Source organism: Caproiciproducens sp. MSJ-32, assembly GCF_018918055.1.
Lineage (GTDB): Bacteria > Bacillota > Clostridia > Clostridiales > Clostridiaceae > Clostridium.
In genome coordinates this window covers 1-17,573 of record NZ_JAHLPS010000086.1, presented here as the reverse complement: position 1 = coordinate 17,573, position 17,573 = coordinate 1, and the positions used below count along the sequence as shown (strand labels likewise).

Below are 17,573 nucleotides of genomic sequence, written 5' to 3'. Positions count from 1 at the left end.
AACTTTTTCTTAATCTCCTTACTACTCAAATCTCAATATCCTCCTAAAACATTAAATTATAATAACCACATTATACCATTCTATTATATCTAATTCAATTTGTTTTACTTCATAAATTTTATATTCCTTAAAAGCCTAATATTAATAAAAGGACTAAATACAGCTTTTTCGCTATACTTAGCCCTTCTAAATAGCTATTTAAATTATTTAATTATCTATTCTTCACTGATTGGATCTTCTATTAATGTTGCTACTCTAAATTTATGAACATGACCGTCTGCACATTCTGTCTTAGCACATACAAAGTGTACATGTCTTCCATCGCCTACAGGTATAGCTCTTCCAACCCAAACCTTAATACAATGATGATGATTGTCAAATGTGTCTGTTAATGTTTCTAATTTATGAATATGGTCTCTTCCATTATCTATTGGAATAGCATCCCCTGTAACTCCAGCAAAACGGTGGTTATGATCTTCTATTCCTCTTTCATCAGAAATAAAAGTACTTCCTTGAACTTCATGAACATGTCTATTTCTCTTTTTACAGCAGTCTCTTGACATATTTTACACCTCTTTTGTTCAATATTTTATAAAACTTTAGTTTAACTCTATATAATATAATATTAAACAGCTACTAATTATGTTACTTGCTCATAAATTTAATAAATTGTAAAAAGAAGATTGTCTCCAATCTTCTTTTTTACAACACCCCCTATGTTTTTATATTTTATAAGTAGTTTAACTAAAATGGAAAGAAGGGAAAGAATGGGAAGAATGGCACAACATCTACTGCAGCTAAAAGGGCTAGTGGGAAAGCCCTGCGTCTAAATCTTCTTACCGGCCTCCTTCTCCTAGAACCTTGACCATATCCATACTCTTGTCTTTCATATGAAAGATCTTCTTCCATCATTACAGGTTCACCAACTAATAAATTAACATTTTCTCTGTCAACACCTTCTACTATTCCATCCACCATGGTTCCATCTCTCATGGTTATAACAACATGAAAAGTTATACATTTTCTGCATCTTTCATGCATAGAGTTTACATTATAATCCACTTTTTATCCTCTCCTTTCTATTATATGTTATTCATCTATTAAAAAAAGGTAACAAATCTAATAAAACAATTATCCTTAACAATTCGACATAAATACCTACATAAACATAAATAATTTTTCATATATTAGATTGAATTTTTTTAAAGAGGTGTATAATGGTTAAATATCCTGGTAATTGGATTTCAACAAAATCCCTTGAAGAAATGGCTAATACAACTTATGATGTTTTAATTATAGGAACTGGTCATGGCGGCGGAACAGTATTATCAAGACTCTGTGAGTTATGGAGAAATAATGGTGCTAAAAAGATAGGTATCCTTGAAAGAGGAGATAAATTATTTCATTCACATTCTTTAAATATTCCAACAATGAATATAAATACTGCCAGTAATCAACTGCTTGAAGATAATTCAACTAGTTTTAAAGATCGCTTGCCTGAATTTTCTGGAGCCAGAATGGTATATGCCCTTGGTGGCAGATCCCTATTTTGGAATTGTACTGTTCCAAGACCAATTGAAAGCGAACTTAGAAAATGGCCTATAAATTATAGAGAACTAGAGGCTTATTATTCCATGGCTGAAAAATCCCTAAATGCTTCAATTTCTTATTCTAAAGGCTCTTCAATGCAGAATCTTCTATTAAGAAAACTTTATTCAAAAGGAATTCTTGAAGCAAGAGACCTTCCATTAGCTTTTGATATGGAAGCTTCAAGAAAGGGGCAAATACATTCAAATCCTTGGTATAGCTCTATTGATTCTTCCACAAAGGATGAATTTGGAATGCCCCTTATTCAGGTAAACTATTCACTATCTGATAGAGATTATGAAGTAGTTAATCAAATGAGCAGGGGAATTGTAGAAGCAGCTAATGCCATGGGGATAGCTCTAAATCCTGCTACAGTAGCCTTAAGACCACCAGGTTCTAGTATGCATGAATCCTGTACTTGCAGAATTGGAACTAATCCAGAAACTTCAGCAGCAAATCCTCATGGTCAAATACATGGCATTGAAGGATTATTTGTGGCAGACAGCAGCGCCCTTCCTTCCCTTAGTGCTTCTGGTCCGACTATATCGAATATTGCTTTATCAATGAGAGTTGCTGATTATATTTATCTTAAAGAAACTTAAATTTATAAAAATAGGATGATTTTCAAGTTTTCGAAAATCATCCCTTCTCTTTATTATCTTATAAAGTTTGTTGCAATTCTTTCTTCCATTTCAGGATATCCTATGCCTGCTTTCTTGCCTGCTTCAATGCATTTAAGCATCCATGCCATATTTCTTCCAAGTGTTCTCATTGTCTGCATTCCTTCTAAATCTTGTACTACTTCTTCTGGAGTATTTCCATGAACTAAATTCCAATATTGTGATGAAACTATAGGCATACAACTAATAGTAAAGTATTTGTTTATTTGATCAAAGGCTGCACTTGCTCCTCCACGACGGCAGCTTACTACTGCTGCTCCAGGTTTATATAAAAATATACTTTTCCCACTATAATGAACCCTATCTAAAAAGGAAGTCAACATTCCAGAGGCTCCAGCATAATGTACAGGAGAGCCATATACAAAGCCATCTGCCTTCTTTGCCTTTTCTAAAAATTCATTTACTATATCATCCCTAAAGCATTTGCCTGTTTTTATGCAAGACATGCAGCCAATACAGCCTGCAATTGGCTTATTTCCTAATTGAAATATTTCTGTTTCAATATTTTCCTTTTCTAATTCTCTTGCTACCTCTTTTAATGCAGTATAAGTACATCCTTTTAAGTGTCCACTTCCATTTACTAATAATACTTTCATATGCTTTCCCCCTCAATCACTAAATCTTTTAAATCATTTTCATCTAAATTTAAATCTTCTTCCATTATATTAAATTTTATTTTAATTATTACAAAACTTGCTACACCCACAGCTCAAATAACTTGATATAAAACTAAATTTCCTCAAAATTTACATAAATACCCATACACTAACTTATACTAATAACTTCTTCTCATACCCTTCAATCTTATAATTAAGCCTATCCAAAGTCCTCTGCATTTCATTTATTCTTTTAATTAGCTTGTCCCTTTCTTTCTCTAATAAACGTTTTCTTGCCTCTAGAGAGATCATCTCCACTATAATCTCGTATTCCAGTTTTATTTCTCTTTATCTTAGGAATTAATCCTATTTTCTCATAATATCGAAGGGCATCTGCAGATATATTCATTTTCTTACTTACTTCTGTTATTGTCATTAATAATAATCCCCCCTTACTATTTCTCCACTTATAACCATATCACTTAGAATATAGGCTAAGTCAAGAAATTTTCATTTTTTGAAAAATAGGGATTATTTATCAAAATCACCATTGATTATCTCTATAAATTTAAACTTCTTATTTTCATATTCAAATTTTAATATGCAGCAATTAGAAAAAAGAAAAATCAGAGGCCATAAAAAATATAGCCTCTGACTTATTTTTATTCTAATTCTATTGTTGCTGGTGGTTTTCCTGTACAGTCATATAGTACTCTGTTAACACCCTTAACTTCATTTACAATTCTAGTTGTTACTCTTTCAAGAACTTCCCATGGAAGATTTACTGAGGTTGCAGTCATAAAATCACTTGTTTCTACTGCACGAAGGACAATAGCATAATCGTAAGTTCTTTCATCTCCCATTACTCCTACAGAACGCATATTAGTTAAGGCTGCAAAGTATTGGCCTATACTTCTATTAAGTCCTGCTTTTTCAATTTCTTCTCTATAAATAGCATCCGCATCTTGAACTATTCTAACCTTTTCAGCTGTTACCTCACCTATTATACGTACTCCAAGTCCTGGACCTGGGAATGGCTGTCTATAAACTAATTTTTCAGGTAATCCAAGTTCTAAACCAGCCTTACGTACTTCGTCTTTAAATAGTAATCTTAAAGGTTCTATTATTTCCTTAAAATCTACACAATCTGGAAGCCCTCCAACATTATGATGAGATTTTATTACTGCTGATTTTCCAAGACCACTTTCAATTATATCTGGATAGATAGTTCCTTGTACTAGGAAATCTACAGTTCCTATTTTCTTAGCTTCTTCTTCAAATACTCTAATAAATTCTTCACCAATTATTTTTCTCTTTTGCTCTGGATCTTCTACACCCTTTAATTTTTCATAAAATCTTTCTTGAGCATTTACACGAATGAAATTTAGATTATATGGTCCATTAGGTCCAAATATTTCTTCAACTTCATCTGCCTCATTTTTACGAAGTAAACCATGATCAACAAAAACACAAGTTAATTGATTTCCTATAGCCTTTGATAATAGAACAGCTGCTACAGAGGAATCAACTCCACCTGATAAAGCGCATAGAGCTTTACCATTACCAACCTTTTCACGTATTTCTTCAACTGTTTTTTCTACAAAGGCATCCATTTTCCAATCTCCAGAACATTCACAAACATTATAAAGGAAATTTGATATCATCTTTGTTCCTTCTTGTGTATGCATAACTTCTGGGTGAAATTGAACTGCATATAATTTCCTTTCTTCAGCTTCCATAGCTGCAACTGGACATACTGGAGTGTGAGCTATTATTTTAAAGCCTTCTGGAGTTTTTTCTATGTAATCAGTATGACTCATCCAACAAATAGTTGGGGATGAAATACCTTCAAAAATCTTAGATTCTTTATTTATGTTAACTTCTGTCTTTCCATATTCGCTTACAGGGGCTGTTGCAACCTTTCCTCCAAGAACATGAGCCATTAATTGTGATCCATAGCATATTCCAAGAATAGGTATTCCAACTTCTAATAATTCTTTATCACATAAGGGAGAATCTTCAGCATAAACACTATTTGGACCTCCTGTAAATATTATTCCTTTTGGATTCATTTCTCTTATTTTTTCAACACTTAAAGTATGAGAATGAACTTCACAATAAACTCCACATTCTCTTACTCTTCTTGCTATTAGCTGATTGTATTGTCCACCAAAGTCAATAACTAAAACTAACTCTTTATTCATGAGTAACCTCCATTTTTTTGACAAGTAAAATTTAATTAGCTAATTTATTATAGCATAATTTTATATCGAATATAAGTACAAAATAAAATTTTTATTTTATATCATTCACTATATAACGAATAATATTTTATATATTTTAAATATATTTCGATTATTTTAGTTGTAGCTCTATTTTATAAAAATAATATAAATAAATGTAACGAAGAAAAACTCCGCTACATTTACTTAGCTTATAATTCAACTCCATTGTCATTTCCAAAGGCTATTTACTATAGTTTGGTGCTTCCTTTGTTATATTTACATCATGAGGATGGCTTTCCCTAAATCCTGCTGATGTTTGAACTACAAAAGTTGCTTTTTCATATAATTCTTCTAAAGTTGCTGCACCTAAGTATCCCATTCCTGATCTTATTCCACCTACTAATTGATATATAGTATCTGACACAGAACCTTTAAAAGCAACTCTTCCTTCTACACCCTCTGGTACAAACTTCTTAGTTCCATTTTGGAAGTATCTATCACTTGATCCTTTTGCCATTGCTCCAAGCGATCCCATTCCTCTATATACCTTATAGCTTCTTCCTTGATATATTTCTAATTCCCCTGGGGCTTCTTCACAGCCTGCAAATAATGATCCCATCATTGCAGCAGATGCTCCGCCAGCTAAAGCCTTAACTATATCACCTGAATATTTTAATCCTCCATCTGCAATAACTGGTACTCCATATTTTCTTGCTTCTTCTGCACAATCCATTACTGCTGTTAATTGAGGAACTCCAACTCCTGCAACTACTCTTGTTGTACAAATTGATCCAGGTCCTATACCTACTTTAACACAATCTGCTCCAGCTTCTATTAAATCTCTAGTAGCTTCTGCTGTTGCTACATTACCAGCTATTATTTGAAGTTCTGGATAAACTGATTTTATTCTCTTAATTGCTTCCATAACTCCCTTTGAATGGCCGTGAGCTGTATCTACAGTAATAACATCTACCTGTGCCTTTACTAAAGCTGAAACTCTATCCATCATATCATTTGTTATTCCAACTGCAGCTCCACATAAAAGTCTTCCCTTTTCATCCTTTGCTGCATTGGGGAATTTTTTAGCCTTTTCTATGTCTTTTATTGTTATTAATCCTTTTAAATTATTTTCTTCATCAACTAAAGGAAGCTTTTCAATTTTATGCTTCTTTAATATTTCAAGAGCTTCCTGTAAACTTGTCCCTTCTTTTGCTGTAACTAAAGGACTTTTGGTCATTACTTCCGAAATTGGCTTAGTATAATCTGTTTCAAAAAGTATATCTCTATTAGTTATAATTCCCACTAACTTCGTTCCTCTAGTTATTGGAACTCCTGAAATTCTATATCTTGCCATAAGCTCATTAGCATCTGCTAGAGTATGTTCTTCTGATAAGAATATCGGATCTGTAATTACTCCATTTTCTTGTCTTTTTACTCTGTCTACTTCCCTTGCCTGTTCTTCAATTGTCATATTCTTATGTATTATTCCGATTCCGCCTTCTCTAGCAATTGCTATAGCCATTTTTGACTCTGTTACAGTATCCATACTTGCACTCATTAAAGGAATATTTAAAGTAATCCTCTTTGTTAATTTTGTTTTTAAAGAAACTTCGTTTGGTAAAACCTCTGATTTATTTGGTACTAATAATACATCATCAAAAGTATAAGCTGTTTTTAAAATCCTTGCCATTATTCTTCCTCCTAAAATAATATTTTTCCTGCAAAATTTATATTTTCGCAATTTTAATTGCATTTTCATTTCAATGATATATATCTAATATTGATTTTTATATAAAAAAGGCATATCAACTTTCTAAGTGAAGTCAATATGCCTATGACACTATATAAAAATATAGCATAGTATATTAAAATCACTCATAGTCGGAAATTTAAGGTTCCCGGTAGAAACTCCCTGCCATATTCAGGGGATATACGAGTTGAAATATTTATTCAGTTTTATATTAAAGTTATTATATATCCGCAGATTATCTTTGTCAACAAAAATGCAATTTTTATTTCATAAATTTAGTTTATCTATTTTATTAACAAGAAAAAAGTGCTTCATCTATATAAGACTTGCACCTTTCTCATTTTTAGAATAAATCAGGTAATTTAGGCTTACTATTATCCGGATTATAAAGTTTTACTGTTACTGGTTTACTTAAATTATCAACTCTTATTTCATTGGTGAAAGTATCATTATTTTCTCCTGCAGTTTCTACCATCCTTCTCTTATAAATTAAAAGAACTTGTCTCTCTGCTGATGAAGCTTTTGAATCATTAATACTTACTCTAAATAAATTAGCTTCAGATGTATTGCTAATACTTACACCCTCATCAATAAGCCTATCTCCATCTACTACATAAGCCTTTATTTCACTAGAACTTATTGCTGTAAACTTAGAGTCTAAATTTAAAGTAAAATCAACTTCTTTTCCTGAAAGAATAAAACTTGCTCCATAAGTTATTGTTGAATTTGCAGCAATGCTAAATCCACTTTGAGCCATCGAAGTATCAATCTTTATATTATTATTTTCTATTCCATTATACAAACCATGAGTAAGGTCTCTAACTTGCGGTCTTACTGTTACTACCGGAGTATTTAAATACTTATTAATAGTTTCACCTAAAATCCCCTTATATTTCATAGTATTATCACTATTATCCCCAAATTTATAGGTGCCACTATTAAGATTATTAGCTCTCAATGTAATTGTTACTATTTTACTCTCTGCATGATAGGTATTATTGGAACCTAAATTATAAACTATTGGTTCAATTTCTACTATACCTATATTACTTTTTCCACCCTCACTTGATCTATTAATTCCTGATACAGGTTCAAAATTACTTCCTATATTTAGATTTATAACTGGATTAAACTCATAAGGCTTAGGGATTGCATAAGCCACTATCTTTTCTCTAACTGCTCCCATACATGAGTCTGTGTCAATATTATTTGGATCATTTTTAGTATTAAATATACTATTATCCTCTCCACCTAAAAGACCATGTAATGTATATAATCTGCTGTTCTTATCCTCATTTCCTAGTGATAATGTAACTACATTATATCCTAGCCTTCTAATATCGTCTATGGCCTTATCATCACTATTTTGTTTGTAATAATTAATAGTGTTATTTGCTATTATAATAATATTTTTATTTGCTGTTGCTCTTGAATTTCTACTTAATTCATTAACAGCCTTTTCCAAACCATCATATATATTCTTTGAAGAAGAATTAGCAGTTTTTCCATTGCTTATATCTTTACTTAAGTAGTGCCTTACCTTTTCATAATAAGAATTTTGGGTCCCATCATCTAAATAATCACTTAAGGATATTTCTACATTGGAACCCTGATTATCAAAGGTAATAAAAGAAAATCTAGTTTTAGCTTCTTTTTGTAATTCATTAACTAATCTATTTACTAATGCATTTTTTATATTAGTGAAGGTATTATTACCTGTAATTCCCTTTTCAAAAAGTACAACTATATCCTTTTCTCCACTATTAGATGCATTGTTAAATACAAAATCTTCTGGATTTATCTCATACTTCAATGTAATCTCATCATTCTTATTAATTACTAGATTATCTCCGCTTATAAGTTTAGCTGTGATATTAGGTAAATCATTTGATTCTAGATTTACTTTTAAACTAGCGTCAAAACTTTCATTTTTTTCTTCATTATCAAAAGAAAATTTAATATTTATCCTATCAAATATTAATTGATTTTCTCCTTCTTCAATACCATTAACAATAAAACTAAAATTTACTGGATCAGCATGATATACAGCTCTGCCAGTCGCCTTAACTTCTTCATCACTGGTAATTTTATTATAAATAATGTTGTCTATTTGGATTTCTCTTCCTTCTATATTAAATCTAAAGGATGCTTCATTAAGACCTATATCTAAAGAAACCTCTTGTAGTTCATAACTATTTTTAATATTTTCTGCTATTTGATTAAATATTTCTGTTATTGAACCATCACTTTTTTCAAAGAAGCCATTATCCTTATTTGAATCATTATAAGATGGTAAACCTTTCATTGCTGCATGAATTTGTTTTAAATAACCTTTACCAGCACCATCCAGACCATATCCGATAGAATATGCATTATATTGTTTGTCACCTATTTTCTCTTTAGCCAAGGCTTTAGTATAATTTATGTTATCAATTGTAGTTGATCTACCATCACCTTCCCTTTCTGGATCACTTTCATCTAATACATCATACTTAGAATAAAATGTTGGTTTTCCATCAGTCATCAACACTACTGTTTTACTTGTATTGCTACTTTCTTCTCTTAGCAGATATGCTGCTTTTCTTAAGCCTTCCCTTATATTAGTGCCACCAAAAGCACTTAGGTTATTTATCACAGTAATTAATGATGAATCATTAGCATTCGTTAATTCTGATACTATTTTAGCATCTGTTGCATAAGAAACTATCCCAATTTTTAAATTAGGTACATCTTTCATAGTTTCAATAAATGACTTAGCTGCTTTTTTTAGTTCATCTATTTTATCAGTATTGGAATAATGCTCTCCCCACTGCTTATGAGTATTGCAATACCCATAACCCCATATCCAATAATTCTCAGTACATATCGTTGCCATACTTCCAGATGTGTCTAACACTAAAACTATCTCTTTAGGCTGTACAGTTGTTTCAAAATCTTGCGGTATTATTTTCCCTGTTACAACAATATCTTCACCAACCTTGGCTGGATTTGGTGCTGCTGCTAACTCTGAAATTGTAAATTTAGGCTCTCTTGCTACGTCTGTTGCATCAACATTTATTTTCTTAAATGTAATAAGAGATACTATAATTAAAAAACTTAATAACAAACTTATAACTTTAATTTTTTTCTTTTTCATGTTTTCCCTCCCCCCTTCAGTATTATTTATTTCTAAACTTAACTATTGTGCTGACAGGTAGTGAGACTTCTGAATATCCCTTATTTTTCTTCAATATTATTGAAATTTCAATACCTGGGGCATTAATGAATTTTCCTAAATTATTCATTCTATAATCAATTGGCCTTATATAAAGATTTGTAACATTTTTAGATAATAGTTCTGGATAACCATCTTCTGTTAACTCATTTCCAGAGTTATCTAATTTTCTTATAGTTAAATTAGTTCCTTCATAATCTAACTCATAATACCCATTGTCATCTACAAATCTTATTTCATTGACCTCTATCTTTCCTTCTTGAGCCTGCATATCAGAAATAGCATTATAGCTTTCATCAGTTATATTTAATCCACCTAAATATAAAACTTGACTTATTCCTTTGCTTTCAGTTCCAACTACTAGTAACTCATCTTGAATTTTTTCAGCCTCAAATTGCAAATCTGAATTTAGTTCTGTAGTTGTTAATGTTTTGCTATTACTAAAGAAGAAGGTGTATACTACTCCAAGTACTATAACTACTAAACTTAAAGTAATTATAAGCTCTAATATAGTAAAGCCTTTAGTCTTTTTTTTCAATAATTTCACCCTCTTCTATTTAATAATTTTCCATAAGGATTTTTTAAGAAATTTATCTGCACTATATGCTTCTGCAGATGCTCTAACTTTAACTTCTACTCTGCTATTAGTTGAAGGTTCAAAAATATCTTTTAAGCTATCAGTATTTAATGCTATTATATTTCTTATTACTTGAGGATCATAAGTTATATTCTTTTCACCTTCACCTTGGAAAATAATATTCCCTGCAGTTATAATATTTCCAGTAAAATTAAAACTTCCTTCTATGATTATGTCACAGTTAGTTATTATTAAGCCTTTTTCTATAATATCGCTAGTTCCTTCAAGCTGACCATTTGTTATTTTAATCTTGTCACTTTCATTTACTTTTGCTTTTAAAATAACTCTTCCATTATCTTCGTTTATATTTTCCATATCTATATTTCTGATTTCATCGAAATTTATTTGATTACTAACAGTTCTTTTAACTGTTTGATCTTGGTATAAAGTATCTCCAAGTCCTGTGATATCTCCCATGGCAAATACATTTCTTGCATATTCTTTTTGCTGATTTTCTATTATTTCTAAATCCTCAGGACTTATGTTTGCCCTTTGTATTTCTCCCCTGCTGTCCTTTACACTTGCACCTACTGATTTAACCTTACCTTTAAGCTTTACTTTTCCATCATTAAAGTTATAATTTCTTTCCCTATTTTCATCACTAAAATATTGGGCAAAATAGTCAGCCTTCATAGCAGGACTGCTATCCCCATTTTTACTTTCTAATAATTGAAGTGGGGAATAATATTTTAAGACATATCCCTCTTCAAAATCCTTAACATCAGTATAGGCTAAGTAATTACCTTTAACTGCTACAGATTCACCAGTTTGATATTTGTTTCCTGCTGCATCTGTTGCATCAATATAGGCAACTCCCATTATATAAGAATCCTTTTCCACCTTTATTACAGCCTCTGTACTATTATCTAAATCAAGGCTATTTACAATAATGCTGCTAGAATTTAAGGCCTTATCAGCAGTTGTTACTTCTGTTGTTTTATCATTAATACCATAAAAATTATTTTCTATAGTTATTGAGCTTTTGGATGCATTAAAAGCCAAATCATTATTTACTATAACATTTTCCTTAATAGTAACATGATTATTCACTGAAGATATAGAATTTATTGATTTTCCAACATAAACATTTTGAGCATAAAGATTTCCATTTACTGTACTTCTTGCATTATTGCTTAAATGAAAAGTATTTGCTGTATATAAATTTCCGTTCATTATAAAATTTGTCATCTCTAACTTTATTCCACCTTTGTATTTGTCAAAGCTATAGGCAGGATTGTTTTCTAAGGCATAATCATTTCCCTTTATCCATGCATCTCCATTAATAGTTAAACTGCCATCCTTAACCTCCATATTTCCATCAGCCGTTAAGGCTTTTCCATCAAAAACAGGATAAATTTTTATGGCTGTTATTTCTGAATTATATTCTGGAGCTGATACTGTAAAGGTTGTTGAAACAGTTTTTCTATTTCTAAGTTCTCCCTCAGCAGTTTCAAAAGTTGAATTAACAGTTACGCTTATTCCATTAGCATTAAAAACATATCCATTCTCAGGTATTTCAAGGATAAAATAATCTTCAGCAGGATCTACTGCATCTTCAAATACTAACTCTCCACTTTCTAATACAGATTTTATATATTGTTTTTCTAAAATTAGGTATTCTAATATATCAACAATTTCTCTTCTTCCATCTAGATCTATTGTCTGCTTATTCATGACGGTTAAAAACTCATAAAATTTTTCCTTAAAAAATTCATTTATTTCTTCCTTGCTTTTATCTTCCTCTTCTAAATCTGCAAGAAGTTCCTTAACTTCCTTATCTGCATATTTTATTGCCTCTTGTGAAGTTTTTATTATTATATTTTCAACTATGTCTAAGCCTGAATCTGCTTCATAAAGATTTTGAAGCTTCCTGCTTTGAGCAATTCTCATTTTATAATCATTGGCTGTAACTGCTAGAATAGTGGTTCCCATTGTAAAAATAATTGCCATCACTACAATTACAATTACAAAGGTGGATCCTCTTTTCTTTTTTCTAATTCTCAACTTCTTCCACCTCCTATGAACTAATTTCTTATATATAAGTTCTTGCTTGAAGAGCCCTTAAATAATTCTTTACCTTTATTATCCCTTACTACAACAGTATAGTTATACAAATCTCCAATTTTATTTCTCTCTATTTTATAAACTTCATAAATTATAATATTTCCACTATTAGAAAATACATTTAATTTGCCTGAAGAAGCATCATTTTTTATTAAGTAAACTTCTATAAAATTACTTGTATTATTTTTTATTTCTATATTATTTTTATTTACATAACTTTCATCAAGATATAAAAGTAGTTTATTATTTATCTCTCTTAATTTTGAAACTTCTATCTTAGAATCCTTATCATTCTTTTTATAAAGCTTTAAATTAATATTATCACTTAATTCTAGTATTATTTCTTCATTATTATTAAGTTCCATATTTTTATTAATTGGATCTGAGTCTAGGATAACTTTATCCTTTCCTTCCCTTAAAAAATCAAGCCTAAAATCAACATCCCTATAGTCAATTAAATTATCATTATCTCCATAATTAAATTTATCATTTCTTGTCAAAGTAACTGAAACTTCATAAAGTTCTTCTCCATCACTTAAGGGATCAGAAGGACTGCCATATATAGTTCTATTAAAATTTCCTGAAAAGGAAGACCCTTCTGAACTTTTTACTATTCTATCTCCATCTAAAAGCTCAAAATATTCACTTTCTCCCTCTTCCTTTAAAAGTATTTCATCATAGGCCTTTAATTCTTCTAATACCTTTTGCCCCACATAACTTGCCCTTTGCTTATATTCTGATCTTTTGTTATTGCTTAAACTTGATATTACTAAGCCGGATAAAGGTACTATTAATATTGATAAAAGGGCAACACTAATTATTAACTCAATTAATGTCATCCCTTTTCTTGCCTTAAGTTTATTAGTTTTCATGGTGAACACCTACTTTTTAGTTACATTTACAGTATAACCCTCACTTGTTACTGAGACTCTTGGATTTGAACTATCATCATTTTTTATTATCACTTCAACCTTTTTTGATGTATTGTTTATAACCTTTAGATTTATTCCTGAATTATCAGAAGTTCCAACTCTATTTTCACTTAGTATTTCAAGAACTATGTTTTCTGATTTTGGAATAAACTGCATTCCTTCAGGTGAATTATCCTTTGGATAGTATGAAGTGGTGGTTTTATATTTAAAAAATGTATTTCCATCAACTTCTTCAAAGCTTATTTCTACTGATTCTATTCCAGCATTATCTGAGTAAAGGTAACTTTCCCTTGAATCATCTTTAGCCTTTCCTATGGTTACTGTAGGTAATTCTGAGCTTGGTGATTTAAGCATCATTACAAAGTCATTAACATTTTGCTCACTGCTTTGCTCTTCTATTGTAGAAGCATAAGCCCCGCTTGCTTCACCACTGCTAAATAATATTTCTTTTCCATATATGTTGTTTAATGACCATATTAAATAGTCTATATCTTGGTCATCTATTTTAGGAACTGCATGGAATTCTAAATTCATAACTCCGGTTAATTCTGTCTCAGATTGGGCTGTTATCGAAATATTAGGAATTACTATTTTTCTTTCATAATTTTGTACTGAAGCAATAAAGCTTTTTAAAGCTTCATAAGTTCCAGAAAAATTTATTGCAACCTTTAACTGCTCTGTAGTTGTACTATTTCCCTTATTATTTTTTTGATTAGCTCCCTCTTCTTCATTGCTACTATTAGTTGTACTATTCCCTGAAGAATTTTCCCCAGAAGTATCTGAAATGCTTTCAGCTTCATTACTTACATTACCATTATATTCATCTACAAAAGCTTTTAGTGAGCTTTCTGTCTTTTTTATTTCTGCTCTTTCCAATTTTTCAACAGCTGCTGCCTCAATAGGACTAAAGGCAATATTTCCGTTGAGCCCGCTATCTTTTAACAGCTTATCTAATTCTAAAATAATTTTTTCCTGCATAATAACTGGATATAACTTTTCAGATTTTCCTAAAACCTTTGCCTTTAATAGCTTAAACTCATCTTCCTTAGCTTCTAAGTTTGCAATGGCATCCATTATATCATTATATCTTTTTTCAAGGTTATCTTTTTCTGTCCTTACTGCCTTTAATTTTTCAACCTGCTTAGTGTAAACAAATTGATAATAAACAAAGCATATTAATAGAGCTAAAAAAATTCCAATTAAATATTTTTCCCTCTTACTTATATTCATACTATTCAACATCCTTTAATACACATTTTATATCAAAAGTATAGTTTTCAACTCCTGATATTCCACCAATATATACATCCTGTATAAAATCTAGCTTCTTAAGATTATGTTCAACTTCCCCTATTGCAACTCTACTTTTTGAAAGGGCTTGAATTGTTATTTCTGCATTATCTATATTTATGCTATTAAAGGTTACATCTGTTGGCAGGGTTGAACTTAATTTATCTAATATATTTGTTGTTACTATCTCCCTTGAATTTAAGGCTTCAATTATTTTAGAAACTTCAGCATCATATTTAATCAATACATTGCTTTTATTGCTTATATCATCCCACTTGGCAATCTTTTCTTTTATATAATCCTGTTCCAATTCACTATTTAACTTTTTTATTTTGCTATTAAGCAATAGAATATTTGTTGTATTCCAAGCTAAAGTACCAACTATAGCTACTAATAAAAAAGCTGCCAAGGAGTAAACATAGATATTCTTGTTTTTTTGTTCCTTCCTCTTACCTTGATAAGGAGAGAAAAAATTCATATCTCTTACCATATAAGCTCCCTCCTATAATCTTATAATAGCACTTATAGCATTTAGATATTCTCCAAGGTTTTCATCTACATATTCCTTATTTGTAAAATCAACATTTGGAATATCCTTTATTTTATTTACTGATATATTAAGCCTGTTCTCCATATATATATCTATATTTTTTAGATTAGAAAGCCCTCCATAAATATAAATCTTTTCTATAGTAGAATTTGATTTATTTCCATAGAACTTAATTATTCTTTCTAATTCTTCTAATATTTCATCAACAGAGCTTCTTATGTTTACATTAAGAGTATCTTGCTCATCATAATTTAATAAGTCAGCATCTTTTTTCTTTAAAGATTCTGTTGATTTTATTGACATATTCAAGCTTTGGCTTAAGGCATAATCAATATTATCCCCACCAGACTTTATCATTCTTGTAAAATCTAATTTACCATTTCTATATATTGCTATATTAATAGAGGTAGCTCCCATATCAACAAAAGCAACAGTACCTCCTAAAATCTTCCCATTATTTTTTGTGAATTGTGCATAGTTAGCTAATTTATTTATGGAATTATAGCTAACATCTAAAGCATATGGATTTAATTCTAAAGCCTCTACTACATTATAATAGGAAGCAGCTATTTTTTCTGGAAACGAAGTTACATTGACCTTTAATCTTGCTCCAGTATCATCAACAATTTCATCTAAAACTATATATTGAATTATATAGTCGTCTAAATTTATAGGTAAATATTGTTGTATTTCATATCTTATAACTGTTTCCATTTCCTCTTCTTGAACCATTGGTATTAAAATATCTCTATTTATTATTGAAGAGGAATTAGTTGTAAAAATAATATCTTTAGCCTTTATATTGTTTTCCTTTATTAAAAACTCTAAAGTATTTATAATTGCCTCCTCATTTGTTATCTTTCCATCAGCAATAGCTCCTTCCGGAGTTACTATTTGAAGAAGTTTATTTATCGTTAGCTTGTCCTTTTGATATTTACCTTCAGCAAGCTTTATCATATTAGTTCCTAAATCTATTGATAAAACAGTTCTAGCTTTTTCTTTTAAAATAAATCTATTTTCAACTTTATTACTTTTTTCTAATAAATAATTAGGATTTTGAGCTTTATCTTTTTTAAATAGTTTACCTATATCCTTTATGTCCATAGAAGCAATTTCCTTTAATTTTGAAAAATCTATTTTAGATTTCTTGTCAGACATTATTTCACCATCCTTTTCTTCAGTGCACAGTTTACAATACCCTGGGCACAGTTTTAGTTAATAGTTTTATATAGGCAAAATGCAGAATAAGTCTGCATTTTGCTTTGGGGTAAATTTATAAATTATTTTTCTACATAATCTCCTTGTCCATTTGGATATATTCGAGTATTTGCTGTGTCTGGTGCATAAATAGTAATTGTTCCATCTGGGGTAACTTCTACCTTGAATGATTTTCCTTTATCTACAGCCTTAAGTTTAGGAATAGAGCCCTGTAATTGTTTAATAATTTCTTTTTCAATACCAGTTGGGTCAATATCGCCTGTTGTTTCTTCATTATCAAGAGTAAAAACAGCATTCTTAGTTGGCAAAGTAACTTTTCCTTCTGCAATTACCATTGATGCTGCACCTTGTATTTGCTTAGCATTAGCTATATCAGCATTAATATTGGCAGTTTTTCTTACTTCCCCAAACCTTGGTAAAGCTATTGCTGCTATGATAGCTATAATAGCAATAACTATAATAAGTTCAATTAGCGTAAATCCTTTCTTTTTTTTGTTTTTTAAATTGTTTTTCATAAAAAGCCTCCTTATATTTTTTTGAGTTTTGTTAAGTTATATGATATTTGAATTTCATCTCCCCTTTGAGTTATCTTATATATAGAGAAAAACAAAATGCCTCCGAAGGAGAGATGAAATTATGTGCAAATTATTGAATAAAATTTCATGTCCAAGATGCCATAGTCAAAATCTCTATCGCTTTGGAAAAGACAAAGCAGGTAATCAAAAATATCAATGTAAAGACTGTAGACGTCAGTTTACTTTTGAAGATTGTAGGGGTAAGAAAAATCGTATATTGAGAGGATATCCTCGTTGTCCTGTTTGTGGTAATGG

At 30.3% G+C, this 17,573-nt stretch carries 15 protein-coding genes, 1 pseudogene and 1 riboswitch; of the genes and pseudogenes, 2 read left to right on the top strand and 14 right to left on the bottom strand.

All coding sequences use genetic code 11. The features are described from left to right. Window positions 1-215: 215 nt before the first annotated feature. The gene (locus tag KQI16_RS09725) at window positions 216-563 is read right to left on the bottom strand and encodes a YmaF family protein (protein WP_119864434.1); all 348 of its coding nucleotides are present in this window, start codon (window positions 561-563) and stop codon (window positions 216-218) included. A gap of 181 nt (window positions 564-744) precedes the next feature. After that, on the bottom strand, window positions 745-1,062 hold the full coding sequence (locus KQI16_RS09720) for a hypothetical protein (protein ID WP_330654200.1): 318 nt from the start codon (window positions 1,060-1,062) through the stop codon (window positions 745-747). A 155-nt stretch (window positions 1,063-1,217) separates the two neighbouring features. Between KQI16_RS09720 and KQI16_RS09715 the strand changes: the two genes are divergently transcribed. Continuing rightward, window positions 1,218-2,189 carry a GMC oxidoreductase gene (locus KQI16_RS09715; RefSeq protein ID WP_216433968.1) on the top strand — a complete coding sequence of 324 codons (972 nt, stop codon included), beginning with the start codon at window positions 1,218-1,220 and terminating at the stop codon, window positions 2,187-2,189. A gap of 53 nt (window positions 2,190-2,242) precedes the next feature. On the opposite strand, the gene KQI16_RS09710 is transcribed toward KQI16_RS09715, so the two are convergent. The 12 genes and pseudogenes from KQI16_RS09710 to KQI16_RS09655 all read right to left on the bottom strand — a co-directional run bounded on the left by KQI16_RS09710 (window position 2,243) and on the right by KQI16_RS09655 (window position 17,258). Further along, entirely contained in the window at window positions 2,243-2,863 is a 621-nt protein-coding gene (locus KQI16_RS09710) for a flavodoxin family protein (protein WP_216433966.1), read from the bottom strand. Between the two features lie 174 nt (window positions 2,864-3,037). Further along, a pseudogene (locus tag KQI16_RS09705) lies at window positions 3,038-3,299 on the bottom strand (MerR family DNA-binding transcriptional regulator). 226 nt (window positions 3,300-3,525) lie between these two features. Beyond that, window positions 3,526-5,067, bottom strand: coding sequence for a glutamine-hydrolyzing GMP synthase (guaA, locus tag KQI16_RS09700; RefSeq protein ID WP_216433964.1), 1,542 nt, complete (start codon window positions 5,065-5,067; stop codon window positions 3,526-3,528). Between the two features lie 262 nt (window positions 5,068-5,329). Further along, window positions 5,330-6,778: an IMP dehydrogenase gene (gene guaB, locus KQI16_RS09695; RefSeq protein ID WP_216433962.1), complete on the bottom strand. Its 1,449-nt coding sequence runs from the start codon at window positions 6,776-6,778 to the stop codon at window positions 5,330-5,332. Window positions 6,779-6,946: 168 nt separating this feature from the next. After that, a riboswitch (purine riboswitch) is annotated at window positions 6,947-7,044 on the bottom strand. Between the two features lie 137 nt (window positions 7,045-7,181). After that, on the bottom strand, window positions 7,182-9,974 hold the full coding sequence (locus tag KQI16_RS09690) for a vWA domain-containing protein (RefSeq protein ID WP_216433960.1): 2,793 nt from the start codon (window positions 9,972-9,974) through the stop codon (window positions 7,182-7,184). Window positions 9,975-9,996: 22 nt separating this feature from the next. Further along, window positions 9,997-10,599 (bottom strand): pilus assembly FimT family protein, encoded by a 603-nt coding sequence (locus KQI16_RS09685; protein WP_330654199.1) that lies wholly within the window; start codon window positions 10,597-10,599, stop codon window positions 9,997-9,999. 6 nt (window positions 10,600-10,605) lie between these two features. Further along, complete coding sequence (locus KQI16_RS09680) at window positions 10,606-12,693, bottom strand: hypothetical protein (RefSeq protein ID WP_216433955.1); 2,088 nt, start codon at window positions 12,691-12,693, stop codon at window positions 10,606-10,608. Window positions 12,694-12,713: 20 nt separating this feature from the next. Beyond that, window positions 12,714-13,625, bottom strand: a complete 912-nt coding sequence (locus KQI16_RS09675) for a type IV pilus modification PilV family protein (protein WP_216433953.1) — start codon at window positions 13,623-13,625, stop codon at window positions 12,714-12,716. A 9-nt stretch (window positions 13,626-13,634) separates the two neighbouring features. Continuing rightward, window positions 13,635-14,915 carry a hypothetical protein gene (locus KQI16_RS09670; protein ID WP_216433950.1) on the bottom strand — a complete coding sequence of 427 codons (1,281 nt, stop codon included), beginning with the start codon at window positions 14,913-14,915 and terminating at the stop codon, window positions 13,635-13,637. A 1-nt stretch (window position 14,916) separates the two neighbouring features. Further along, the gene (locus KQI16_RS09665; protein ID WP_216433949.1) at window positions 14,917-15,465 is read right to left on the bottom strand and encodes a PilN domain-containing protein; all 549 of its coding nucleotides are present in this window, start codon (window positions 15,463-15,465) and stop codon (window positions 14,917-14,919) included. A 12-nt stretch (window positions 15,466-15,477) separates the two neighbouring features. After that, window positions 15,478-16,683 (bottom strand): type IV pilus assembly protein PilM, encoded by a 1,206-nt coding sequence (gene pilM, locus KQI16_RS09660; protein WP_216433947.1) that lies wholly within the window; start codon window positions 16,681-16,683, stop codon window positions 15,478-15,480. A 122-nt stretch (window positions 16,684-16,805) separates the two neighbouring features. Beyond that, window positions 16,806-17,258, bottom strand: a complete 453-nt coding sequence (locus KQI16_RS09655) for a prepilin-type N-terminal cleavage/methylation domain-containing protein (RefSeq protein WP_216433945.1) — start codon at window positions 17,256-17,258, stop codon at window positions 16,806-16,808. 121 nt (window positions 17,259-17,379) lie between these two features. Between KQI16_RS09655 and KQI16_RS13075 the strand changes: the two genes are divergently transcribed. Further along, window positions 17,380-17,573 (top strand): IS1/IS1595 family N-terminal zinc-binding domain-containing protein (locus KQI16_RS13075; RefSeq protein WP_442861798.1); only part of this gene is annotated, 194 nt, incomplete at its 3' end.